We start from the raw sequence: 21,863 nt of genomic DNA on the forward strand, positions 1-21,863 counted from the left end.
GGCTGGGGCAATCGGGCTGTAGCGCGGCGTGCACCGGCCCGACTCCGCAATTGGGGCGTGGGCAGACCCACTCTTGTGCCGTGACTGATCCGGTGCCCGGGACCCTGTCGTCACCCATGTTCGGATAGTCCCGCCGAGTACTCGCTCAGGTCAAGGCTTTCGCGCTTCGCGATCGACTGTGCAGCCGGTGTGAAGTCGCGAGCGTGCGGGTTCCCATCGGAGTTGCGTCGAGCCGATCCTCCGCACGAGGGGAGCGCCCCAGTGGATGCGAACGACCGCGGAGGCGGTGCGGGTGCGTAGCGATCTGGACGGCTGTGAATCCTGACGTGGGACAACGGGTGTGCATCTTGCTCTCACGCCGGGGCGATGACGGACTCTGACCAAAGCATCTATGCAGGACCGATGGCCTGCCGCGCCGAAGCCACCCGCGTCGGTCGCTGGTGGAAGGTCGCCGTACCCACGATCGACGGCCTCAGCCAGGCGCGCCACGTCGGCGAGGCAGAGCTCATGGCCCGTGAACTCATCACGGTAACCCTCGATGTCGAGCTCCCGCGGATTCAGTTCGGCGCGCGTGGTGTCGGTCAGCGAGAACGCTCCGGCTTTCGACACGGTGTAGGGGAGCATGCCTGCACCGAGGATGCCGAGCAGGTTGACGTTCAGCACCTGCCGGGTCCGGGCCACGACCTCGGCGTCGAGCACACTTGCCCCGGTCGTGGATGCCGGCGTTGTTGACCACCATGGTCTGGTCCGGAATCGCCCGGGTCAGGTCGTCGATGGTCGAGGCATCGGTGACGTCGAGGCGGATCGGTCGCACGCCGGCGAGGTCCACGGCGTTCGGATCCCGCGCCGGCGTAAACGGTCGCACCGGCCTCGACCAGCAGGGCGCGGGCCGAGCGGGAGATCACCAGGCCACGACGCCGTCGTCGTCGAAGAACCCGCCGCTGGGGCCGTCAGCAGGCAGCGTGGCGAGTCGGATCGCGACCTGTGCACCCTGCTCCGGCGTGCGCGGGGCGGCGGACCCGGTGAAGTAGGTCGCGACGTAGCCAGGACAGGCCGCGTTGATGATGACCTTGGTATCGGCGAGGCGTCGCGCGTACTGGACCGTGAGGCTGTTCGACAGTGCCGATCTGTACACCGAGGGACAGATCGCTGTGCTCCCGGCGGACCATCCGCTCGCCATGCGCGCCGAGCTGACGCTCGCGGAGGTCACCGCGGTGCACGACCTGCCGGTCGCCCGCTGGCCACGCCGCGACGGCACCTACCCCGAGGGTCCCGGCCCGGAGGTGCGCACCCAGTCGCAACTGGCGCAGCTCGTCGCGCTCGGCCGGACGCTGCTGGTCATCCCGGCGTCCAGCCGGTCGTGGCAGTGGCCCGAGCACGTCGCGGTGCCGGTCGTGGACGCGCCCGCGATCACCACGGTCCTGGCCTGGCCGCGCACCGGGTACTCCCCGGCGGTGGCGGCCCTCGTGCGCTCTGCGGTGGCGGTCTGAGAGGCGCCGTGCGCGCCGGACGGTGCGTCGACGCGGAGACGAGCGCCCGGCTCGACCGACGTCAGGGGCGCGACGGCGCGGCCCGAGCTAAGCGCCAGCTCCGCCGTCGACCGGCACGATCGCGCCCGTCACGTAGGAGGCTCGGTCGCTGAGCAGCCACGCGGCCACTTCGGCGATCTGGTGGGGCTCGGCGAGTCGGCCGAGCGGAATCGACGCCGTGATCTGCGTGACGATGCCGGGGGTCGCGGCCTCCCACGCGTCGATCATCTCCGTCGCGGTCCCGCCGGGTGTGATGCCGTTGACCCGGATGCCGTCGCGGGCCCAGCTGACGGCGGCGGTCTCGGTGATGCTGTTGAGTGCGCGCTTCATGGCCCCGTACGCGGGCAGGGCGGGGTTCGCGCGTCGGCTGCCGATGCTGGACGTGTTGACGATCGCGCCACCGGTGCCTCGTCGCATGAGTGCTGCCTCGGCGGTCATGGCGGTCCAGTGCGCGCGGAAGTTCACGGTGAACTGCTCGTCGATGTCTTCCTCGGCCGTAGCGTCCAGCGGGCCCACCTGCCGTTGGGCCGCCGCGCCATTGTTGAAGGCGCCGTCAAGGCGGCCGTGCAGTTCCTCGACGCGGTCGACGGCCGCGCGGATGCTCGCGCGGTCGGCGAGGTCCACCGTGACGGCGTCGGCGACGCCTCCGGCTGCGCGGATAGCGGTGGAGAGACGCTCGATGGCGTCGGTGCTCCGGGCGGCGAGGACGACGGCGGCGCCCTCTTGCGCGAAGAGTCGAGCTGCGGCCGCGCCGATGCCCCGGCTGGCGCCGGTGATCAGCACCACCTTTCCGGTGAGCAGGCCGATCGGGGTGGACTCGATGGTGGTTGTCATGCCATCAAGCGTCGTGCCGAACGGGAGCCGGAGCCAGGCACAGTCGGTACGACGATCCGCCGCCGGATCGAGTGCAGACTGCAGTATGGATAAGAAGGAGCTGGGGGTGTTTCTGCGCAGCCGACGCGAGCGGCTCCGCCCGGAGGATGTCGGCCTGATCGCCGGTCATCGGCGCAGAACGCCCGGGCTCCGCCGGGAGGAGGTCGCAGTGCTCGCGCACATCTCCACGGAGTACTACAGCAGGCTCGAGCAGGGGAGGGCGCCGCGACCGTCGGGCGAGGTTCTCGCCGGGATCGTGGGCGCGCTGCGGCTCACAGAAGCGGAGTCCGATCATCTCCATCGGCTCGCGGGCACCGTGCCGCGCCTGTCAGGCAGGCACCGCCGCGAGGTCCGGCCGAGCATCCTCGCGCTCCTTGAGCGGCTCCCGATGACGGCCGGGTTCGTGATGTCCGTGACGTTCGAGGTCCTCGCCTGGAACGATCTGGCCGCGGCCCTGATGGAAGACTTCGAGGCCCTTGCTTTGGCCGATCGCAACCTCGCGCGCAGAGCCTTCCTCTCGCCGATGCCTCCTGGCGCGACACTGTATGGAATCTCCGACGGCGCCGAGTTCCGGCGCCACGTCGTCGCGGAGCTGCGGGTGACGCTCGACCGCTATCCGACGGATCCCGCGGTCACCGGACTGATCGACGAGCTCCGCGAGGGCAGCCCCGAGTTCGCTGCCCTCTGGGAGCGGCGCGACGTGCCGGGCGCGTCGATGCTCACGAAGACCTTTCGGCACCCAGACGTTGGCGAGATCACCGTCGACTGCGACAGCCTGACGCTCACCGATCAGGATCAACGCCTCGTGCTGTACACCGCGCCGCGAGGATCACGCGACGCTGAAGCGCTCGCGCTCCTGACGGTGCTGGGGCCTACGGCGGTGGGTTCGACCAAAGCCCGCTAGCTGGCGGGTGTGCCCTGGACCTTGGCCCTTGACAGATATTCCTGTCAAGGGCCAAGGTGGCGTCATGCAGGACATCGAGGTCATCGAGAGCGCGGAGGCGGCGTCCGCCGCGCTGGACCCGGTCCGGGCCCGGCTGCTCGGCGAGCTCGCCGTCCCGGCCTCCGCCGCCGGGCTCGCCGCCCGGGTCGGCCTCGCGCGCCAGAAGGTCAACTACCACCTCAAGGCGCTCGAGGCGCACGGCCTCGTCGAGCTGTCCGAGGAGCGCCGGCACGGCGGGCTCACCGAGCGTGTGCTGCAGGCGTCGGCGGCGTCGTACGTCGTGTCGCCGGCGGCGGTCAGCGCGTCCGCAGCCGACCCGGACGCCAATGCCGACCACCTGTCGGCGGGCTACCTCGTCGCGCTGGCCGGCCGGCTGGTGCGCGAGGTCGGCACCCTGGCCCGCCGGGCCGGCGCGTCCGGCAAGCGCCTGCCGACGTTGACCATCGACACGCAGATCGGCTTCCGCTCACCGTCCGACCGGGCCGCCTTTGCCGACGACCTGACCGCCGCGGTGCTCGACCTGGCTGCCCGGTACCACCACGACGACGGGCGCCCGTACCGGCTCGTCGTCGCCGCCCACCCCATTCCCGAGGAGAACCCATGAGCACGACCTTGACCGTCCCGTACCGCCTGGAGTTCGCCGTCGAGGTCCCCGGGTCCCCGGAGCAGGTCTGGCAGGCCGTCGCCACCGCGACGGGCATGAGCGCCTGGTTCCTGCCGACCGAGATGCAGGAGCGCGAGGGCGGCTCCCTGCACTTCTCGATGGGCCCGGAGATGGGCTCGGACGGCCACGTCACCGGCTGGGACCCGCCGCGTCGCATCGAGTACGAAGAGGACTGGGCCGCCCTCATGGGCAAGGACCCGGATGCGCTCAGCCCGCTCACGTCGGAGTTCCTCGTCGAGGCGCAGTCCGGTGGCACCTGCGTCGTGCGCGTCACGAGCAGCGGCTTCGGGACGGGCGCCGCCTGGGAGTCGGAGTTCTGGGACGACATGGGATCGAACTGGTTGCCGTTCTTCGACAACCTGCGGCTCTACCTGGCCCACTTCCCCGGCCAGGAGGCCACCCAGTTGGACGTCACCGCCTCCCACCCCGGCGACGAGGAGGCGCTCTGGGCGACGCTCCACGACGCGCTCGGCCTGGGCGGCGAGGGCGCGACGGTCGAGGTGCGCGGCGCCACCGGCACGGTCGAGCGGGTGGGCGAGCGGCAGGTGCTGGTCCGGCTCACCGCACCGGTGCCCGGGATGCTGAGCGTCTACACGCACGACGAGGGCGATGGCAAAGCAATGGCGGGCGTGCGGGCCTACCTGTTCTCCGCCGACGCCGCGGACTACGTGCGGCGCGAGGAGCCGGCCTGGCGGGCCTGGCTGCAGGGCCTGACCGTCGCGCGCTGACCCGGGTGGCCCCGGCGTTGGTCACACGTGGCCTGAGGCCCGCGTCAGTGGGGTGACGGGTAGGTGGGCAGACACGAACCGGGGGAAGGGTGGTCACGTGGACCAGACAGCGCTGTTCGAGGCCGAGCGGCCTCGCCTGGTAGGGATCGCGAGCCGCGTGCTCAGCGACCATGCCGAGGCGCAGGACATCGTGCAGCAGGCATGGCTGCGGCTGAACGCGACGGACGCCGAGATCGAGAGCCTGCCGGCCTGGCTGACGACCGTGACCACCCGGTTGTGCCTCGACCGCCTGCGCTCACGGACCCCCGTGCCCGTGGGCGACGTCGCGCTCGAGCCGACCGTCAATGACCCCGCCGACGACGTCGCGCTCGCCGAGACCGTCGGCCTCGCCCTCCACGTGGTGCTCGAGCGCCTCACCCCACGCGAACGGGTCGCCTTCGTGCTGCACGACAGCTTCGGCTTCGAGTTCCCGATGATCGCGACTGTCCTGGACACCACCCCGGCGGCCGCGCGCAAGCTCGCCTCGCGGGCACGGGCCAAGGTCACTCAGCCCCATCCCGAGGACCGCCTCGCCGAATGGGAGGTGGTCGACGCCTTCATGGCCGCCGCCAAGAACGGTGACTTCGACCGGTTGCTGCACCTGCTCGCACCCGACGCGATCGTCGCCGCCGACGACGCCGCGGTGCTGGTCGGCACGCCCCAGCAGATCGAGGGTCGCGACGAGGTGGCGACGTTCTTCAACGGCAGCGCCAGGGCCGCCCTCCCGGTCTTCGTCGGCGGCCGGCCCGGTGCCGCCTGGTTCCAGCACGGCGCGGCCAAGGTCGTCTTCGACTTCACGATCGACGGCGGTCGCGTGCGGTCCATCACGTTCCGGGCCGCGCCCGACGTGCTCGCGCAGGTGGTGCGCCGCGACGGCGGCCGGCCACGCGCCTGACCCGGTCACACCTCGTCCGTCCCGAACGTCAGCACACCAGGACGCCCGCACCGTGGAGCGTCCGCACACAGGACACCCGAGCAGAAGGACGTCGACGATGAAGAGCATGACCTGCAAAGACCTCGGAGGGCCCTGCGACCTCGAGCACCGCGGCGAGAGCGCCGACGATGTGATCAACGCCCAGGACCGGCACCTCAAGGAGGCGGAGAAGGCCGGCGACGCGACCCACCAAGAGGCCCGTGATGCCATGAAGAGCCGCTGGCGCCACCCCAAGCAGTCGATGGGCTGGTACCGCGACACCAAGGCCGCCTTCGCCGCCCTCCCCGACGCCTGAGGCCCTCGCCCGGATCAGCCCGTGCGCGCCGCACTGGGTGTGGACGTCAGCGAGCCTCGTACGCGGCCAAGGGCAGGCGGTAGGCGAGGTCGGCCGCGGTGTCGACGGCCTCGTCCAGGTCGAGCCGGTGCTCAGCCACGAGTCGCGCGAGGTACCCGGCGTCGATCCGGCGCGCGAGGTCGTGACGCGCGGGGATGGAGCAGAAGGCGCGCGTGTCGTCGACAAACCCCGACATGTTGGAGAAGCCCGCCGATTCGGTGGCGGACTCGCGGAACCGGCGCATCGCCTCGGGCGAGTCGAGGAACCACCACGGGGCGCCGACGCGCATGGCGGGGTAGACGCCCGCCATGGGTGCGAGCTCGCGGGAGTACACGTCTTCGTCGATCGTGAAGACGATGGTGCGGAACCCGGGATGGTGCCCGAACGCGTCGAGCATGGGGCGCAGCGCTCGGGTGAACTCGAGCGCGACGGGTATGTCGTAGCCGTGGTCGGACCCGAAGAGAGCGGTCTGGGCGGTCGCGTGCCCGCGCTGGACGCCGGGGTGGATCTGCATGACGAGGTGGTCGTCGGCGGCCATGGCGGCCGTCTGGAACAGCATGTGCGCACCGAAGCTGGCGGCCTCGCCGGCGGTGACCCGATCAGCGGCCGAGTCGGTCGAGCTGCGCATGCCCTTGTCGAAGAGGCGGGCGGCGTCGGCGTCGGGAAGGGGCGTGGTGTCGGGCAGGTACGGCCCGTGGTCCGTCGCTCGTCCGCCGGCGGCCTTGAAGCGCAGCCGCTGGGCGCGCAGGGCGTCGAGGTAGGCGGCGTAGGAGGTGACGTCGATCCCGGCGGCGGCACCGGTCCGCTGGACGTCGGCGGCGAAGGTGGGCGACTGGATGCTCAGCACGGCGTCGGGTCGCAGGGTCGGGACGACGCGACTGCCGAGACCCGCTCCAGCGAGGGCGGCGTGGTGCTCGAGCGAGGCCCACGGGTGGTCGGTCGTGGCGATGATCTCGATGTTGAACCGGTCGAGCAGGGCGCGAGGCCGAAAGTCCGGCAGGTCGATCGCGGCCTGGATCTGGTCGTAGAGGGCGTCAGCGGTCGCTGCGGACGGCCGCTCGGCGACACCGAAGATCTCCACGAGCGCGGTCTCCATCCAGAACCGGGTGGGGGTACCGCGAAAGTGCTGCCACCCGGCACAGAATCGTCGCCAGATCTCGCGGGGGTCGCTCTCGGCGGGCTGCGAGCCGTCGAGCGACCCGACGCCGAGGCGCGGGAGGGTCTCGCCCTGGGAGACCAGCATGCGCAGGAGGTAGTGGTCCGGGACGACGAGGAGCTGGGCCGGGTCGACGAACGGCGCGTTGTCTGCGAACCATTCGACGGGGACGTGCCCGTGCATGGAGACGATCGGCAGGCGCGCGACCGACGTGTAGATCTCCCGGGCGATCGGACGGGTGACCGGGTCTGCAGGCAGCGCGCGGTCGGGGTGCAGGGTCCACGCGGCCGTCATGCTGAGGCCGGGGGCGGCCCAGCTCGTGCGCTCTGCACTCATGGTGCCGGTGTTGCTCGACGTGTCGGTCACGGTTCAGCGCTCCTGGTGCGTGCGGTGTTCGACGGGTGTGGGGCCTCGAGCCGGTGCGCCGGTCAGGCCCCGGTGGGGGCGGGCATGGCGGTCGGGGAGATCGCTTCCTCGGGCCAGGCCGACTCGTACGGGTGGCCGGTCAGCTTCTCGACGACCGCGCGGGCCTCGGCGGTGACCTCGTCCTTGGAGCCGCCGGCCTCGAGGCGGTCGATCTCGGCGCGCAGGACTGCGTGGCTCTGCGGGTCGAGGTACATGAACCGTGAGATGGCGAATGCGAGAGCGATGAGGACGAGCGGCCCGACGATCACGACGAGCGCGATGGTGTGCTGGGTGCCGGAGCTCTGCACGAGGGGGCAGGAGTCGATGCACGAGGCGTCGAGCTGCACGCCGCCCTCGCTGCCGGGCTTGAGGAAGCCACCCAGGTCCAGCAGCCACGAGACGATGAGGGTCGCGACCGCGCCTGTCGACTTGCGGCCGAAGGTCATCACCGCGGCGTAGATTCCGGCGCGGTCCTGGCGGGTCATGATCCGGTCGACGTCGGGGATGAACGGGAAGACGTTCCACGGCGTGAACTCGAGGACGGATCGTCCGGCCTGATACGCGAGGCCGACGATGACGAGCAGCACCATGGTCGAGGACGGCTGGACGAGGTAGATCGCGCCGAGGGCGAGCAGGCAGGCGATGATCACGGAGTAGGACATGGCAAACAGGTAGCGCGGGCCCTTCCGGATCATGAGGAATGCGGCGAGCACCGTGGTCGGCAGCCCGATGATGGACAGCGCCTGGAGGGTGAGGCCGAAGGACTCGCTGCCGTTCACGGCGTACACGACGAAGAACGTCAGCGCGGTGGCGAAGATGTCCTTGCCCGTGAAGGAGAAGAGATAGATCGCCAGGTGCTTGCGGAAGCTCGAGTTCTTGAACGTCGAGCCGAAGTCCTTGAGGTTGTCGGCGACAAGCTTGCCGACAGGCACCTTGGGCTGGGCTTCGAGCTCCGCGAGGAACTCCGGGGTGAGCTTGCGCTCCCAGGTGGTGAAGTACGTCGTGATGACGGCGCCGGCGAACAGTACGGAGAAGATGAGACCGGTGATGAAGTAGGCGTGCGGGTTGTCCGTCTCCTTGATCTGGGCCGGGATGAAGAAGACGAGGAACGTGCCCGTGGCCGACAGGAACATGCGGGTCGAGCTGAGCTTGGTCCGCAGCGTGTAGTCGTCCGTCATCTCAGTGGGGAGGGTCTCCCACGGGATGAGAATCATCGCCATGATCATCTCGACGGCCAGGTAGACGAACAGGTAGTACCAGAAGCCCTGGTGAGAGATCCACAGCAGGGGGAAGACGACGAGGAGCATCGGTGCGCCGATGAGCAGGAAGAAGTGGCGGCGGCCGAACTTCTTGCCCAGGCGGGTCCGATAGAAGTTGTCGGTCAGCGGGCCGATGATGAGGCTGACGACCGCGTCGACGATGCGGGCGACGAAGAGGATCGTGCCGGCTTGGACCGCGCTGACGTTCCCGTAGGTCGTGAAGAAGTACAGCATCAGGCCGCTGATGATGGTGTTCCAGCCGCCGCCCATGAGGTCCAGGACACCGAAGCCGATGCTCCGGGCGAGCGTGATGGGTCGGGCCGTGTACACGCGCCGGGCCGAGTGGTCGATGAGTGGGCTCACGTCGTTGTGCCTTCTGCTCGAAGGTCCCAGGTCCGTTCCTGGGACACGGTGGCGTCGGTTGATACACGGCGCCTGTACAAGCATCATGCGGGGACGCGTCCCGCGAATGCAAACGTTTGCAGTGTGACATGGGGCACACCTGACCCCCTGAGGCCCCATCGATCAGGCTTGGCAGCTGGCCCTGTCGCCCTTCCGCGGACCAGGCGACGGAGCCAGTGATAACGTTTGCACTCAAAGGAGGTCGGTCCGAGTGATCACGATTCGCGATGTCGCACGTGAGGTGGGTGTCTCCATCACCACCGTGTCGCGCGCTCTCACCGATCCAGAGAAGGTCGCCCCCGCGACGCGGGAGCGCATCGTCGCTGCTGCGGACGCGCTGGGCTACACGCCGAACCGGGCCGCCAGCGGGCTGCGCGCGGGGCGCACGAACACGATCGGGCTGCTGGTCCCGGACCTGTCCAACCCGTACTTCGCCGCGGTCGCGATGGGTATCGCCGAGCGGGCGCGCGTGCACAAGGTGGCGGTGTTCGTCACGGACTCTCAAGAGGACCTTCGAGCGGAGGTCGACCTGTTGCGCGGCCTCGTCCAGCAGACGGACGGTGTCGTCCTGTGCTCACCGCGCGCGGTGCACGAGGACCAGGCGGTCATCGGCACCAAACCTCTCGTGGTGGTCAACCACGAGCTCCCCGGTGCCCAGTCCGTCGCCGTGAATGACCTCGCGGGGGTCGCGTCCACGGTCGACCACCTCTACTCGCTGGGCCACCGGCGCATCGCGTATGTCGGCGGCCCCGCGACGTCGTGGTCCGACGCGCGGCGTCGCAGTGCGCTCGCCCATGCCAGGACGCGCCTGCCCGACCTCGAGGTGGTGGAGCTCGGTGCGCACGCGCCGACGGTCGACGGCGGCAACATTGCCGCTGGGGTCGTCGTCGCGTCGGGAGCCACGGCGGTGATCACGTTCAACGACCTGGTGGCCATCGGGCTGGTCAGGCGGGTGCACCGGCTGGGGCTGCGGGTTCCGCACGACCTGTCGGTGGTCGGGTTCGACGACACGTACCTGGCCGACCTCGTCACTCCCGCGCTCACGAGCGTGCACGGTGACCTGAGCGAGATCGGCCGACGCGCGACGGACCTGCTACTCGCGGAGCTCCGCCCGCCGCGGCACGCGCCTGCGTCGACCACCCGCGAGCCGGTGCTGCTGCCCGTGCAGCTGGTCGTGCGCGAGTCGACCGCCCCCCTCCTGTCACGCACCTCGGGCTCGACGGGGGCACGGCCTCCTGAGCTGAGCCCGCCGCTCGCGCACCGCGACCCCCCGTGATCTGCCCGACAAACAGTCCGTCCCCCACTGAGGAGCCAACGATGGCCAGCACCGAACCCAGCGTCGCACCAACCACCGACCTGCCGAGGCTGCTCCCTGGCGCCCCGCTCCTGGCCGGCGTGACGGGCCCGCGGGTCGTCCCCGAGAGCGTCGGCATCGTGCACCTGGGCTGGGGTGCGTTCCACCGCGCGCACCAGGCCGTCTACACCGAGGACGCGATGGCGCTCACGGGCGACCTCCGCTGGGGGATCCTCGGCGACGTCGAGAGGACGCCGCAGCTCGTGGACGCCGTGCGCCCGCAGCAGGGCCGGTACACCGTCCTCTCCGTCGGCCTCGACGAGGCGGGCGACGTCGTCGAGTCCGCGCGCGTGGTCGGCTCGGTGGTCGATGTCGCGTATCCCGGCGACGAGACGCCTCGCCTGCTGGACGCCATGGCTGCGCCGACGACGCACCTCATCACCCTGACGGTGACCGAGAAGGGCTACACCCGCCGCCCCGACGGTCGCCTGGACACGGACCAGGCCGCCACGGACATCACCGCGCTCGCCGCCGAGGAGGCCGAGGGCTCCGACGACGCCTCGGCCGCACGTCCGGCTGCGACGGCGGTCGGCCTGCTGGTGCGCGGGCTCGCGATGCGCCGCCGCGCCGGGGGCCAGCCCTTGACCGTGCTGTCGTGCGACAACATGCCCGACAACGGCAAGGTCCTCAAGGCCGTGGTCGACCAGCTGATTGAGACCGCGCTCCCGGGCGCGACGGGCGCCGCGCTGCGCACCTGGCTCGCCGCCTCCGTGACGTTCCCCGGCTCGATGGTCGACCGCATCACCCCCGCCGCCACCCCCGCGGTGCTCGACACGGTGGCCGCGTTCATCGGCGCGCGCGACGAGGCCGCGATCATCGCGGAACCCTTCGCGCAGTGGGTCATCGAGGACAACTTCGCCGCCCCGCGCCCGGCATGGGAGCTTGTCGGCGCGGAGCTGACCGATGATGTCGTGCCGTGGGAGAACGCGAAGCTGCGGCTGCTCAACGGAACGCACTCGCTGCTCGCGTACTCGGGTCGTCTCGCCGGGCACTCCACGCTCGCGGAGACCGTGACGGACCCGGCGATCATCGAGCACGCGCGGGCGTTCATGTTCGACGACGCCCTGCCGACACTCACCCCTCCCCCGGGTGCCGACCTGCGCGGGTACGGCGAGGAGCTGCTGCGCCGCTTCGCGAACCCGGCGACCGGGCACACGACGCGCCAGGTGTCCACCGACGGCACGCAGAAGATCCCGTTCCGCTGGGGCGTCGTGGCCACGTGGAACCTCGCCCAGGGCCGCGTGCCCCAGGGTGTGGCCTATGGGCTCGCCGCGTGGACCGAGTTCGTGCGACGTGCCGTGCGTGACGGCGTCGACCTGGGCGACCCGGCGGGGGCGCAGCGTCTGGCGGAGCAGGCGCGGGAGATCGGCCTCGACGACGTCGCGGGCGTCGCGACCGTGCTCCTGGCGCTGCCCGGCGTGCTGCCCGACGGTGCTGGCACGGACCCGCGCCTGATCGCGGCCGTCGTCCAGCACGCCACTGCCCTCGCCCGCGCCGGCAACGGGTTGTCATGACCGATCTCGCCCGCACGGACCTACGCCTGGGCATGTCACCGACCATGGAGGAACGACGATGAAGATGAGCTTTCGTTGGTACGGAGACGGGAACGACACCGTCACGCTCGACGAGATCCGGCAGATCCCCGGGGTCGAGACGATCGTCTGGAGCCTGCACCACAAGCAGGCGGGCGAGGTGTGGGAGACCGCGGAGATCGAGGCGGAGATCGCCCGGATCACCACGATCCCTGCGGAGGCCGCAGCGCGCGGCGTGACCAAGACGCTTGACGCCGAGGTGGTCGAGTCGGTCAACGTGCACGAGTCGATCAAGCTGGGCAAGACCGTGCTCGGTCTCAGCCGCGACGAGGCGATCGAGAACTACATCACCACGATTCAGCGTCTCGGCCGGGCCGGCGTGAAGGTGATCTGCTACAACTTCATGCCGGTCTTCGACTGGCTGCGCACCGACCTGTGGCACCCGCTGCCCGACGGCTCGACGGCGCTGTTCTACGAGAAGGCCGTCGTGGACCGGATGTCGCCGGAACAGCTCATCGCCGACATGGAGGCCAGCTCGGGCGACCTCACGCTGCCAGGCTGGGAGCCGGAGCGGCTCGCGAGCTTCAGCGAGCTGAACGCGGCGTACGTGGGCGTGACGCACGCGGACATGTACAGGAACTACAAGTACTTCCTCGACGCGATCATCCCGACGTGCGAGGAGTACGACGTCAAGCTGGGCGTGCACCCGGACGACCCCCCGTTCGACATCTTCGGCTGGCCCCGCGTCGTGTCGAACAAGGAGGACCTGGCGACGGTGCTATCGCTCAACGACAGCCCGTACCACGGCCTGACGCTGTGCCTGGGTTCGTTCTCGGCCAATCCCGAGCACGACGCCGTCGATGCCGTGACGACGTTCATGGACCGCATCCACTTCTCCCACGTACGCAACCTCAAGCACTACCCGAACGGAGACTTCTCCGAGGTCGGCCACCGGGCGCAAGAGGGCGACGTCGACACCGTCGGCATCATGACCCAGTACGCGAAGGCCGGGTACACCGGGTACATCCGCCCCGACCACGGCCGGCACCTGTGGGACGAGAACACCACGCGCAAGCCACGCCCCGGCTACGGGCTGTACGACCGCGCGTTGGGCATCCAGTACCTGCTCGGGGTGTGGGACGCCGTCGAGTACAAGGCCGTCGATCCCTCGCCGAGGACGCCGGGCACACTCTGACTTGAGGCCAGGTCCGTTGGTGCGCGCGCCACGGACCCGAGCACTACGAGATCGCGGCTCCTGATGGAGCAGCTCGGCGCGAATGGCCCCCGCACGGGTAGGTTCGCGGGGAGAGCCAGGAAGTGGTGGTGGGGCCATGCCGGGTGGACCGGACCGAGGAGCGGGCGCGCCGTCGGGTGCGGGGCGTCCCGACGTCTCCTCACCCGCGGCCGGGTGGTACCCGGTGCCAGACGGCGCGGGAACGGCCTGGTGGACCGGCCGGGCCTGGTCGGACGGGAGTCAGGACAGGCCCGCGCCGTCGGCGGACTCGTCGACCCGGCCCGCGCTCGCGGTCAGCGCCGAGCCGTCGCACCTGTCCGACGACGACGTCACGGGCGCGGTCAACAGGCCCGCGCGGGCGGCGTTCCTCCTCGGCATCGCCGCGCTCGTGGTCAACCCGTTCCTGCTCACCGGCATCGCCGGCGTCGTCGCGGCGTGCATCGGCCTGCAGCGCGCGAGCCTGATGGGACAGCACGGGTTCGCCCCGGTGGGCCGGCTCCAGGCCGTCGTCGGACTCTGCCTCGCCGTGCTGGGGACAGTCGTGTCGGTCGCGTTCAAGAACTCGATGTTCTAGGCCGGGCTGTGCCGTCGATCGCCGCCCTGTTCCGTAGATCACAGCGATTACGGTGCCTCGTGCCTTCAGACGGCGGCCGCGGGAGCCGATAACTCAGAGGCAGGGATACTCGTTCAGGCCTCTGAGACCCCGCCGAATCGCCGAGGCCCCCCGATCGGAGCCGTCGTCACCTGATGCCCCACGCGCCGGAACCGACCACCCGGCGCGAGCTTCGGCTGGCAGAGCAGGCCGCGCAGCACCGGCACGCCGTCCCTCGCCTGGTGCGCGTGCCGCGGCCGCGACTTTTCGGGCTTCTCCTGCGGCCCGTCCCGCTCGGCGCCGCCGCCCTCGCAGCCGTCGCCGTCGGCTCCGCGGTGCTCGGCGGCGGGACGGCGCAGGTGTACGCGAACGGCGTCGCGACCGCGCAGCACGAGCGCCTCCTCGCGAGCGCCGCGCTCGAGACGGCGCTCACGACCGCGAACATCGCGCGGGCAGACCGGGCGAGCGGCGACCGGCTCGGGGCGCAGGCCGTGGGCTACGCGGGCGCGAAGCGCACGGAGGCGCTCACCGCGGCCCGTGCCGCCGTCGCGAACGCCCAGGCCGTCGCCGCCACCGCCGTGACCGACGTCGCGGTCGACGTGCTCGCGCCGCTGGACTCGGCCGCCGCGAACCTTCAGGTGCTGATCGCGCAGGCCCCCGCAGACCTTGCTGCCACCTCGGCCGTGGACGCGGCACCAGCGGCGACCGCAGCTGACCCGCTCACGGACGCACCGGCGTCGGCCGTCGAAGCCACGGTGGATCCCGCCGCCGACTCCGAGCTGGCCGTCGATGGCGCCGACGAACCGGCGCCCGAGCCCAGCGCCGAGGTCGCGGCGGAGTCGCCCGCGGCCGAACCCGAAGCCGAACCGACCGTCGCCGAGAACCTTCGGCTCAGCGCCGAGATGCTCGCGGCGGCCCAGGCAGTCAGCGAGCTCTCCGTCCAGGTCCAGGTCACGGCCGGGGAGAACGCCGCCGCCGTCGTGGCCGAGCAAGAGGCCGCGGCCGAGCTCGCGCGGAAGATCGACACGGCCGTGGCGGCGGACAACGGGGAGATCCCGGCCGACGTGCTGTGCGCACCGTCGTTCGCGCCCAAGGCGCTGCTGCGATGCGACGCGGTACCCGCGCTCGAGGAGCTGGACGCCGCGTTCGCCCGGAAGTTCGGCCGGCACCTGTCGATCGTGAGCTCGTACCGGACCTACGACGAGCAGGTCACGGTCAAGGCGCTGCGCGGGGGGCTCGCCGCATCCGCCGGCACGTCGAACCACGGCCTCGGGATCGCGGTCGACTTCGCGAACTTCGGCTCGGTCGGGGACTTCACCGCGGTCTCGTACCTGTGGATGAAGGACAACGCCTCCGAGTTCGGGTGGTTCCACCCCGCCCTGATGGAGGCCGGGGGCTCCGGGCCGCTCGAGCCGTGGCACTGGGAGTTCGACGCCGAGACGAACGACGAGGACGTCGCGGACAGCTAGCGACGGCGTCGACCGCTAGCGACGGCGTCGGCTATCGCGGCCGGTCGCGGTCCCGGCTCGGCTGGACCCGCTTCGGTTCGCCCGGCATCTTCGGGTACTCGGGCGGGTACGGCAGATCCTGCGCGCCGTGGTCGCGCTCGTCCCGGTCGGCGAGCTCGAGGAGCGGCTCGATCGAGTACTCGGTGCGGGCCGGTGCATCGGGACCGGCGTCGCCGTCGACCGCCAGTGCCGCGAACAGGTCGCCGACCTCGGCGAAGCGCGCCGGCATGGTGGTGACGTCGAAGTCGTTCGGGGTGACGTCGGGCACCTCCTCCCAGCGCAGCGGCGCGGAGACCGTCGCCCGCGGGTTCGCCCGGACGGAGTAGGCGGACGCGATGGTGCGGTCGCGCGCCATCTGGTTGTAGTCGATGAAGATCTTCTGGCCGCGCTCCTCCTTCCACCACTTGATCGTCACCTGGTCGGGCATCCGCCGCTCGAGCTCGCGCCCCAGCGCGATCGTGGCCCGGCGGGCCTGCGTGAAGCTCCACCGGGGTTGGATCGGCACGAAGACGTGCAGCCCGCGCCCCCCGGACGTCTTCGGCGTCCCCTCCAGGCCGAGCTCCTGCAGCAACGCGCGCAGCTCGGGCGCGACCCGCGCGGCGTCGGCGTAGTCGGTGCCGGGCTGCGGGTCGAGATCGATGCGCAGCTGGTCGGGCGACTCGACGTCGGCGCTGCGCACCGGCCAGGGGTGGAACGTGATCGTGCCGAGGTTGGCTGCCCACGCGACGACGGCGAGCTCGCTCGGGCACACCTCGTCCGCCGTCCGGCCGCTCGGGAACGCGATCCGGGCGGTCCGCACGTAGTCCGGCGCGCCCTGCGGCACGCGCTTCTGGTAGAAGGCGTCGCCCGTCGAGTCGGCCCGAGTCGCGAGCTTCGCGCCCTCGAACACGCCCTTGGGCCAGCGCTCGAGCGTGGTCGGCCGGTCCTGCAGCGCCCCGAGAATCCCGTCGCCGACGGCCAGGAAGTACTCGACGACCTGGAGCTTTGTCACCCCGCGCGCGGGGAAGTACACCTTGTCCGGGCTGCTCACCCGGACGGTGCGGCCGCGCACCTCGAGCTCGACGGCGGGCGTCTTGGCTGCAGGCATGGCCCCAAACTAGCCAGGATCGGCTCGCGATGGCGGCTGGGGCAGCTTTCGGCGCCGGCGAGTGCCGGCTAGAGGGCGATCGCCGGGCGCGGCACCGGGACCCGCGCGATCGCGGGGCCGGCGATCGCGGCGGCGGCGGCCCGGAGCTCGTGCATCGCGCCGAGCAGGATGCGGTTGAACGCGATGGGGGCATGGCTGTTCACGTCGTGGCCGGCGCCCGGCACGACGGACAGCCGGATCGCCGGGTGCGCTGCGACGTAGCGGCGCTCCTCGAACCGCAGGACGTCGCGCTGGCCGTTGACGAGCCAGACCGGCACGAGCAGGCGGCGCAGGTCGGCGAGCGAGGAGTGCCCCTTCATCGCCGCGAGCATGTCGGCGACGACGTGCCAGGTCCCGCCGGCCGGCCGGAAGCGCCGGGCGAGCTCCACGGACAGGCTGCGGTAGGCGCCGACGGGCTTGCCGCGGATCTCGGTCGAGCACCCCGCGAGCACCACGCCGGCGACCTTGCCGTGGTTGCGGGCCGCGTAGGCGAGCGCTGCGTACCCGCCGAGGGAGAGCCCGACCAGCAGCGGCGGTACGGGGAAGGTGCCGACCGCCAGTTCGATCGTGTCGAGCGCACCCTGGAGCGTGAACCGCTCGCCCGCGCGGGTGCCGTGACCGGGCAGGTCGACGGCGATCGACTCGTGGCCGGACAGCGCCATGGCCCTGACCTGCTCATCCCAGATGGCCGAGGACGTGCGAACTCCGTGGACGAAGACGATGGGCGCGATGGGTTGCGATCCTCATTCGTGGTCGGATGCGCAGCCGGAACCGGGTGTCAGGTGTGGCCGCGCCGCGTCTCGACGACCGATGATCTCCCCACGGTAGCTGCCCTTCCTGGGAGGAACCTGACGGCGCAGGACATCTGCCGCGGCTACGGTGTGCGCCATGGAGTCCGTGCGCTGGGGAATCATCGGGGTCGGCAACGTCACGGAGGCCAAGAGCGGACCCGGCCTGCAACGGGCCGAGCGGTCCGAGCTCGTCGCCGTGATGCGCCGGACCGGGGACAAGGCTGCCGACTACGCGCGCCGGCACGGGGTCGCGCGCTGGTACGACGACGCGGACGCGCTGATCGCGGACCCGGACGTCGACGCCGTGTACATCGCCACCCCGCCGGACTCGCACCGCGACTACGCGCTCCGGGTGGCCGCCGCCGGCAAGCCGGTCTACGTCGAGAAGCCGATGGCGCGGACCGCGGCCGAGTGCGACGCCATGATCGACGGCTGCGCGCTCGCGGGCGTCCCGTTGTTCGTGGCCTACTACCGCCGCGCGATGCCCCGGTTCCGTCGGGTCCGTGAGCTGCTCGACGGCGGCGCGATCGGCACGCCCCGCGCCGTCGCCGTCCGGCTCCAGCGCCGCGCGGCCGACGTCGTCGCGTCGGTCCCCGGCGACACGACCGAGTCGCTTCCCTGGCGGCTCCGCCCCGAGATCTCGGGCGGCGGGCTCTTCGTCGACCTCGGCTCGCACACGCTCGACCTGCTCGACTGGCTCCTCGGGCCGGTGACGCGGGTGACCGGCGTCGCGGCCAACCAGGGCGCGCACTACGGGGCCGAGGACCTGGTCGCGGGGGTGTTCGAGTTCGCGTCGGGCGTGTGCGGAACCGGCCTGTGGGCGTTCGACACCGCGGAGAACCGCGACGAGATCGAGATCGTCGGGACGACCGGGACGCTGACGTTCTCGACCTTCACGACCGAGCCGCTCCGGCTGCGCGGGCCCGACGGGGACCGGCTCGTCAGCGCCGGGTACCCCGAGGTGGTCCAGCAGCCGCTCATCCAGACCGTCGTCGACGAGCTGACCGGGCGCGGCACGTGCCCGAGCACCGGCGAGAGCGCGGCGCGGACGGCGCGGGTGGTCGACACGCTGCTGCGGGACTACCGCCGCCAGCGGTAGCTAGCTGTTGATCGCAAGCGGTCGTGCACAAGCGGTCGTGCACAAGCGGTCGATCAGGAGCGGTCGTGCACAAGCGGTCGATCAGGAGTAGCGGTGCGTCGTCTCCGAGTGGCCCGCCGGTCGCTTGCAGGACTTGCCGCCGATGCTGCTGCGGTGCCCGCAGAGCTCGGTGACCGGTGCGTCGGCCGCGGTGTCGGCCGGGCGGGCCGTCGCGGGCGCCGCCGCGCGTGCCTTGGAGGCGCGCGGCGCCTTCGCGGCGCCCGGGGCCTTGGCGGCCGTGGTGGCGCTCGCCGCTCGTGGGCTCGTTCCCGCATGGGCCGCGTCGTACCGCGCGGCGCGCATCGCGCGTTGTGCCTCGAGTTTGCTCATGTGCCGAGCGTAGAGGACGGCGCGGACATGTATCCCACGGCGCACCTGGGAGTCCTTGAAGTGTGACCCGGTACCTGGTGGGTGACCCGGCCGCCGGCAGGGAGGTGATCGGCGTGGACGCACGCACGTCGACGGAACGGGACGAGATCTCCACCGCGGACGTCCACGACGCGAAGCACCGCTGGCTCGTCGCGCACGACGGCGGCGGCCCGGACGCGCTCGTCGACCTCCTCTACCAGGACTACCTCCACCTGGTGTCGGCGCACGCGCGGCAGATTGCCGACGACCTCCGGCGCCTGTGATCGCTCGGGCGACTACCCCGAACGCATTCTCAGGGCCACCCTCAGGGATCTACCCGATGCGCCGACGGCGTGCGCGTCGCGATGCTGGACGAGTCCAGATCGCCGCACGTCTCATCGAAAGAAGACCCCCACCGTGACCGACATCCATGACTCCTTCGGCCGCAACGGGCTGGTTCGTCCGCGTGAGGGCCGCGTCCTCGGCGGCGTCTGCGCAGGTCTAGGCCGTCGCTTCGGGCTCGACCCGTGGCCTGCCCGGGCACTGTTCGTCCTCGTCTTGATGCTGCTCCCCGGCAGCCAGCTGATCGTTTACCCGGTGCTGTGGATCCTCATGCCGCTCGAGGCCCCCGTCTCCGCTCGTGGCTAGCCCGGTCGTGGCGCCCGGCGCGACGGGAGGCCATCGGTCGGGCAGAGTGGCCGCATGGGCGATGCAGACGTGCCGCGGGCGAAAGCCGCGGAGTCGTCCCGCACGCACCTGAGGTCGATCACCGGCGGCCGTCAGGATGCGCCCGGGTCAGCCTCGCCGACGGCATTCCCGCCGGGCGGGGGCTCGGTGGGAGGGCGGGCAGCCCGGCCCGAGCTCAGCCTGCCGGCGCGCACGTCCTCCGGGCGGCCCGCCCGGCACTGGGTGATGAACGAGCTCGCGGCCGACGGCGTGTACGGCCTCGCGAACCAGATCATCGAGCTCCTCACGGGCGAGCTCGTGGCGAACTCGGCCCTGCACGGCCCGGCGGACGGGACCATCCGCGTCACGGCGTGGCGCACGGGAGCGATCGTGCGCGTCGCCGTCCGGGACGAGAGCCCCGCCGAGCCGGTGGTCCGCCACCCCGAGGTGACGGCGGCGAGCGGTCGGGGCCTCCTGCTCGTCGCGACCCTGTCGACGGACTGGGGGATCGAGCGGCACGGGGCCGACGGCAAGACCGTCTGGTTCAGCGTCGATCTCGATCGGCACTGACGGCGTCGGCCGCGCCGAGCTCGACCTCGACGGTGAGGGCGCGATGGTCCGAGACGCCCAGGTCGAGGCTCGAACCGGCCGAGGTGACCCGGACCGCGCCCGCGCCGAGGATGTGGTCGATCTGCCGCACCGGCCGGCCGACGGGAAACGTCATCGCCGTGACGAGCGGCCGCATCCGGCTGGCCCGCGCGGGAAAGGCGCCCGCGAGATTCAGGTCCCCGAGGACGATGCGCGGTCCGGGCAGGTCGCGGCTCCCCGCCAGCACACGGGCGAGCTGGAACGCGTTCCAGCCGGGGATGAGCGTGAGGTGGGTCGTGACGACCGTGAGCGGCCCGTCGGGCGTCTCGAGCACGGCGACGACGGCGGCGCGCGGCTCGTCCCGGACGAGGGACGGCCGACGGCGGACGCCGACCAGCGGCACCCGCACGCGCAGCGTCGGCAGCCGGAGCGTGCGCCACTGCCGCACGGGGAACCGGCTCAGGAGCGAGATGCCGTAGCTCGACTCCGTGGGCGGATGGTCGCCGGTGGCGGCTGACCAGCTGCCCGGCACCCCGGCCATGGTCGAGACGAACCGGTACTCGCGCGCCCCCATGGCCGCGGCGGCGACCGCCGTGAGGTCGGCGCCGTGCGAGCGCGGCTGGCCGCAGTCGACCTCCTGCAGCGCCAGCACGTCGGCGTCGAGGTGCCCGACGGCGGCGGCGAAACGCTCGGAATCGACACGGCCGTCGGTCAGGGACTTGCCGTGCAGGATGTTGAAGGTCGCGAGCCGCATCGAGCAGATTCTCTTCCGTTGCCATGCAGGGCCGCCCCGAAGCGTATCCGCGTTCGGCCCGCCCCCGGCCTACCCCCCGTAGCGCCCGACGAAGTTCGCGAGGATGCGCGGCGGGACGTCGACGCGCGCGTCACGGACGCCGTCGATCACCCGCTCGGCGTCGCCCGCGGGGAAGTACCCCTCGTTCCGGTAGGTCTGGATGCGCAGCACCAGGCCCGGCACGTCCAGCTCGGGGTGGAACTGGGTCGCGTAGAGGTTGGACTTGACCCGGAACATCTGGATCGGGCACGCCTGCGACGAGGCGAGCAGCGTCGCGCTGGCGGGCAGCGTCCGGCAGGCCTCCTTGTGCCCCACGAACGCGTCGAACGTCGTCGGGATCCCGGCAAGCAACGGGTCGGCCGCGCCCTGCTCGGTCAGGGTGATCGGGACGGCGCTGACCGCCTCGCCGTAAGTGAGGTCGATGACGGCGCCCTCGTGCACCCCGAGCGTGCCGACGCCGTAGCACGCGCCGAGGAACGGGAAGTCGCGCTCGACCACCTCGTCGAGCAGGAGCTGCAGCTCGGCCTCGACCCGGCGCTGGACCGCCGACTTCGCGTCCGCAGGGTCGCTTGAGTTGAACGGGCTGCCGCCGACGAAGATGCCCGCATACCGGTCGAGGTCGATGGCCGGCAGCGGGGCTGCCTCCATCCGGACGCGGTGCAGCGCCTGCGCCGGCAGCCCGGAGAACTCGATGAACGCCTCGAACTCCTGGTCGGCGGCGTCGTCGTCCGTGCGAGAGGCGAGCAGGAGGAATGGCTTCATAAGGGGGGAGCGTAGGGCGGCCCCGGCCGGGCCGCATGCGCCGCCACGCCCTGGTGTCTGTCGGGGCTCTGAGTGTTCGCTGTGCCCCGAACGGGTGCGGCCTTTGTGGGAATCGGGTGATTGTGTCTGGTTGGTCCGGCTTCGTCGGGACGAGGCGGGGCCGCC

At 71.5% G+C, this 21,863-nt stretch carries 25 protein-coding genes; 15 read left to right on the top strand and 10 right to left on the bottom strand.

Annotated elements, in window-relative coordinates; all coding sequences use genetic code 11:
* Nucleotides 1–150: 150 nt before the first annotated feature.
* Together J4E96_RS01445 and J4E96_RS01450 are read right to left on the bottom strand one after the other, a co-directional pair.
* The gene (locus J4E96_RS01445; RefSeq protein WP_227424038.1) at nucleotides 151–699 is read right to left on the bottom strand and encodes a hypothetical protein; all 549 of its coding nucleotides are present in this window, start codon (nucleotides 697–699) and stop codon (nucleotides 151–153) included.
* 202 nt (nucleotides 700–901) lie between these two features.
* Nucleotides 902–1,135 carry a Rossmann-fold NAD(P)-binding domain-containing protein gene (locus J4E96_RS01450; RefSeq protein ID WP_227425858.1) on the bottom strand — a complete coding sequence of 78 codons (234 nt, stop codon included), beginning with the start codon at nucleotides 1,133–1,135 and terminating at the stop codon, nucleotides 902–904.
* On the opposite strand from J4E96_RS01450, the gene J4E96_RS01455 reads away from it, so the two are divergent.
* Complete coding sequence (locus J4E96_RS01455) at nucleotides 1,065–1,490, top strand: LysR substrate-binding domain-containing protein (protein ID WP_227425620.1); 426 nt, start codon at nucleotides 1,065–1,067, stop codon at nucleotides 1,488–1,490. The two genes, J4E96_RS01450 and J4E96_RS01455, sit on opposite strands and share 71 nt — an antisense overlap.
* 87 nt (nucleotides 1,491–1,577) lie before the next feature.
* Here the strand turns inward: J4E96_RS01455 and J4E96_RS01460 are convergent, their stop codons facing one another.
* The gene (locus J4E96_RS01460) at nucleotides 1,578–2,363 is read right to left on the bottom strand and encodes an SDR family NAD(P)-dependent oxidoreductase (RefSeq protein ID WP_227424039.1); all 786 of its coding nucleotides are present in this window, start codon (nucleotides 2,361–2,363) and stop codon (nucleotides 1,578–1,580) included.
* Nucleotides 2,364–2,469: 106 nt separating this feature from the next.
* Here J4E96_RS01460 and J4E96_RS01465 point away from each other — a divergent pair, with 106 nt between their 5' ends.
* The 5 genes from J4E96_RS01465 (at nucleotide 2,470) to J4E96_RS01485 (ending at nucleotide 6,005) form a co-directional block, all read left to right on the top strand.
* Nucleotides 2,470–3,306 (top strand): helix-turn-helix transcriptional regulator, encoded by an 837-nt coding sequence (locus J4E96_RS01465; protein ID WP_264466178.1) that lies wholly within the window; start codon nucleotides 2,470–2,472, stop codon nucleotides 3,304–3,306.
* A gap of 64 nt (nucleotides 3,307–3,370) precedes the next feature.
* Nucleotides 3,371–3,949, top strand: coding sequence for an ArsR/SmtB family transcription factor (locus tag J4E96_RS01470; protein WP_227424041.1), 579 nt, complete (start codon nucleotides 3,371–3,373; stop codon nucleotides 3,947–3,949).
* Complete coding sequence (locus tag J4E96_RS01475) at nucleotides 3,946–4,737, top strand: SRPBCC family protein (protein ID WP_227424042.1); 792 nt, start codon at nucleotides 3,946–3,948, stop codon at nucleotides 4,735–4,737. Before J4E96_RS01470 ends, J4E96_RS01475 begins: the two co-directional genes overlap by 4 nt.
* A gap of 97 nt (nucleotides 4,738–4,834) precedes the next feature.
* Nucleotides 4,835–5,671, top strand: a complete 837-nt coding sequence (locus J4E96_RS01480) for a sigma-70 family RNA polymerase sigma factor (protein ID WP_227424043.1) — start codon at nucleotides 4,835–4,837, stop codon at nucleotides 5,669–5,671.
* Nucleotides 5,672–5,768: 97 nt separating this feature from the next.
* Entirely contained in the window at nucleotides 5,769–6,005 is a 237-nt protein-coding gene (locus J4E96_RS01485) for a DUF1059 domain-containing protein (protein WP_227424044.1), read from the top strand.
* A 46-nt stretch (nucleotides 6,006–6,051) separates the two neighbouring features.
* On the opposite strand, the gene uxaC is transcribed toward J4E96_RS01485, so the two are convergent.
* Together uxaC and J4E96_RS01495 are read right to left on the bottom strand one after the other, a co-directional pair.
* The gene (gene uxaC / locus J4E96_RS01490; protein WP_227425621.1) at nucleotides 6,052–7,494 is read right to left on the bottom strand and encodes a glucuronate isomerase; all 1,443 of its coding nucleotides are present in this window, start codon (nucleotides 7,492–7,494) and stop codon (nucleotides 6,052–6,054) included.
* 134 nt (nucleotides 7,495–7,628) lie between these two features.
* Nucleotides 7,629–9,227, bottom strand: a complete 1,599-nt coding sequence (locus tag J4E96_RS01495; protein WP_227424045.1) for an MFS transporter — start codon at nucleotides 9,225–9,227, stop codon at nucleotides 7,629–7,631.
* Between the two features lie 250 nt (nucleotides 9,228–9,477).
* On the opposite strand from J4E96_RS01495, the gene J4E96_RS01500 reads away from it, so the two are divergent.
* The 5 genes from J4E96_RS01500 (at nucleotide 9,478) to J4E96_RS01520 (ending at nucleotide 15,447) form a co-directional block, all read left to right on the top strand.
* Nucleotides 9,478–10,542: a LacI family DNA-binding transcriptional regulator gene (locus J4E96_RS01500; protein ID WP_227424046.1), complete on the top strand. Its 1,065-nt coding sequence runs from the start codon at nucleotides 9,478–9,480 to the stop codon at nucleotides 10,540–10,542.
* Nucleotides 10,543–10,583: 41 nt separating this feature from the next.
* Nucleotides 10,584–12,134, top strand: coding sequence for a mannitol dehydrogenase family protein (locus J4E96_RS01505; RefSeq protein WP_227424047.1), 1,551 nt, complete (start codon nucleotides 10,584–10,586; stop codon nucleotides 12,132–12,134).
* A gap of 58 nt (nucleotides 12,135–12,192) precedes the next feature.
* Nucleotides 12,193–13,347 carry a mannonate dehydratase gene (gene uxuA, locus J4E96_RS01510; protein WP_227424048.1) on the top strand — a complete coding sequence of 385 codons (1,155 nt, stop codon included), beginning with the start codon at nucleotides 12,193–12,195 and terminating at the stop codon, nucleotides 13,345–13,347.
* Between the two features lie 136 nt (nucleotides 13,348–13,483).
* Nucleotides 13,484–13,960, top strand: coding sequence for a DUF2510 domain-containing protein (locus tag J4E96_RS01515; protein WP_227424049.1), 477 nt, complete (start codon nucleotides 13,484–13,486; stop codon nucleotides 13,958–13,960).
* Between the two features lie 173 nt (nucleotides 13,961–14,133).
* Nucleotides 14,134–15,447 carry a M15 family metallopeptidase gene (locus J4E96_RS01520; protein ID WP_227424050.1) on the top strand — a complete coding sequence of 438 codons (1,314 nt, stop codon included), beginning with the start codon at nucleotides 14,134–14,136 and terminating at the stop codon, nucleotides 15,445–15,447.
* 31 nt (nucleotides 15,448–15,478) lie between these two features.
* On the opposite strand, the gene ligD is transcribed toward J4E96_RS01520, so the two are convergent.
* Entirely contained in the window at nucleotides 15,479–16,573 is a 1,095-nt protein-coding gene (gene ligD, locus J4E96_RS01525) for a non-homologous end-joining DNA ligase (RefSeq protein ID WP_227424051.1), read from the bottom strand.
* Nucleotides 16,574–16,641: 68 nt separating this feature from the next.
* Nucleotides 16,642–17,343, bottom strand: coding sequence for an alpha/beta fold hydrolase (locus J4E96_RS01530; RefSeq protein WP_227425622.1), 702 nt, complete (start codon nucleotides 17,341–17,343; stop codon nucleotides 16,642–16,644).
* 157 nt (nucleotides 17,344–17,500) lie between these two features.
* Between J4E96_RS01530 and J4E96_RS01535 the strand changes: the two genes are divergently transcribed.
* Complete coding sequence (locus tag J4E96_RS01535; protein WP_227424052.1) at nucleotides 17,501–18,502, top strand: Gfo/Idh/MocA family protein; 1,002 nt, start codon at nucleotides 17,501–17,503, stop codon at nucleotides 18,500–18,502.
* Nucleotides 18,503–18,583: 81 nt separating this feature from the next.
* Here the strand turns inward: J4E96_RS01535 and J4E96_RS01540 are convergent, their stop codons facing one another.
* Nucleotides 18,584–18,871: a hypothetical protein gene (locus J4E96_RS01540; protein ID WP_227424053.1), complete on the bottom strand. Its 288-nt coding sequence runs from the start codon at nucleotides 18,869–18,871 to the stop codon at nucleotides 18,584–18,586.
* A 113-nt stretch (nucleotides 18,872–18,984) separates the two neighbouring features.
* On the opposite strand from J4E96_RS01540, the gene J4E96_RS01545 reads away from it, so the two are divergent.
* The 3 genes from J4E96_RS01545 (at nucleotide 18,985) to J4E96_RS01555 (ending at nucleotide 20,125) form a co-directional block, all read left to right on the top strand.
* On the top strand, nucleotides 18,985–19,173 hold the full coding sequence (locus J4E96_RS01545) for a hypothetical protein (protein WP_227424054.1): 189 nt from the start codon (nucleotides 18,985–18,987) through the stop codon (nucleotides 19,171–19,173).
* A 133-nt stretch (nucleotides 19,174–19,306) separates the two neighbouring features.
* Nucleotides 19,307–19,537, top strand: a complete 231-nt coding sequence (locus tag J4E96_RS01550; protein ID WP_227424055.1) for a PspC domain-containing protein — start codon at nucleotides 19,307–19,309, stop codon at nucleotides 19,535–19,537.
* Between the two features lie 54 nt (nucleotides 19,538–19,591).
* Nucleotides 19,592–20,125: an ATP-binding protein gene (locus tag J4E96_RS01555; protein WP_227424056.1), complete on the top strand. Its 534-nt coding sequence runs from the start codon at nucleotides 19,592–19,594 to the stop codon at nucleotides 20,123–20,125.
* Here J4E96_RS01555 and J4E96_RS01560 read toward each other — a convergent pair.
* The gene (locus J4E96_RS01560; RefSeq protein WP_227424057.1) at nucleotides 20,100–20,897 is read right to left on the bottom strand and encodes an endonuclease/exonuclease/phosphatase family protein; all 798 of its coding nucleotides are present in this window, start codon (nucleotides 20,895–20,897) and stop codon (nucleotides 20,100–20,102) included. The two genes, J4E96_RS01555 and J4E96_RS01560, sit on opposite strands and share 26 nt — an antisense overlap.
* Before the next feature lie 69 nt (nucleotides 20,898–20,966).
* A complete protein-coding gene (locus tag J4E96_RS01565; RefSeq protein WP_227424058.1) occupies nucleotides 20,967–21,698 on the bottom strand; it encodes a glutamine amidotransferase in 732 nt (243 codons plus the stop codon).
* Between the last annotated feature and the right edge of the window lie 165 nt (nucleotides 21,699–21,863).

The sequence above is a fragment of the Pengzhenrongella sicca genome (genome assembly GCF_017569225.1).
GTDB lineage: Bacteria > Actinomycetota > Actinomycetes > Actinomycetales > Cellulomonadaceae > Pengzhenrongella > Pengzhenrongella sicca.

Coding starts and splice junctions, on each gene's coding strand:
- J4E96_RS01455 (WP_227425620.1), top strand. CDS start 1,065: ATGACCTTGGTATCGGCGAGGCGTCGCGCGTACTGGACCGTGAGGCTG.
- J4E96_RS01460 (WP_227424039.1), bottom strand. CDS start 2,363: ATGACAACCACCATCGAGTCCACCCCGATCGGCCTGCTCACCGGAAAG.
- J4E96_RS01470 (WP_227424041.1), top strand. CDS start 3,371: ATGCAGGACATCGAGGTCATCGAGAGCGCGGAGGCGGCGTCCGCCGCG.
- J4E96_RS01475 (WP_227424042.1), top strand. CDS start 3,946: ATGAGCACGACCTTGACCGTCCCGTACCGCCTGGAGTTCGCCGTCGAG.
- J4E96_RS01485 (WP_227424044.1), top strand. CDS start 5,769: ATGAAGAGCATGACCTGCAAAGACCTCGGAGGGCCCTGCGACCTCGAG.
- uxaC (WP_227425621.1), bottom strand. CDS start 7,494: ATGACGGCCGCGTGGACCCTGCACCCCGACCGCGCGCTGCCTGCAGAC.
- J4E96_RS01505 (WP_227424047.1), top strand. CDS start 10,584: ATGGCCAGCACCGAACCCAGCGTCGCACCAACCACCGACCTGCCGAGG.
- uxuA (WP_227424048.1), top strand. CDS start 12,193: ATGAAGATGAGCTTTCGTTGGTACGGAGACGGGAACGACACCGTCACG.
- J4E96_RS01515 (WP_227424049.1), top strand. CDS start 13,484: ATGCCGGGTGGACCGGACCGAGGAGCGGGCGCGCCGTCGGGTGCGGGG.
- J4E96_RS01520 (WP_227424050.1), top strand. CDS start 14,134: ATGCCCCACGCGCCGGAACCGACCACCCGGCGCGAGCTTCGGCTGGCA.
- ligD (WP_227424051.1), bottom strand. CDS start 16,573: ATGCCTGCAGCCAAGACGCCCGCCGTCGAGCTCGAGGTGCGCGGCCGC.
- J4E96_RS01535 (WP_227424052.1), top strand. CDS start 17,501: ATGGAGTCCGTGCGCTGGGGAATCATCGGGGTCGGCAACGTCACGGAG.
- J4E96_RS01540 (WP_227424053.1), bottom strand. CDS start 18,871: ATGAGCAAACTCGAGGCACAACGCGCGATGCGCGCCGCGCGGTACGAC.
- J4E96_RS01555 (WP_227424056.1), top strand. CDS start 19,592: ATGGGCGATGCAGACGTGCCGCGGGCGAAAGCCGCGGAGTCGTCCCGC.
- J4E96_RS01560 (WP_227424057.1), bottom strand. CDS start 20,897: ATGCGGCTCGCGACCTTCAACATCCTGCACGGCAAGTCCCTGACCGAC.
- J4E96_RS01565 (WP_227424058.1), bottom strand. CDS start 21,698: ATGAAGCCATTCCTCCTGCTCGCCTCTCGCACGGACGACGACGCCGCC.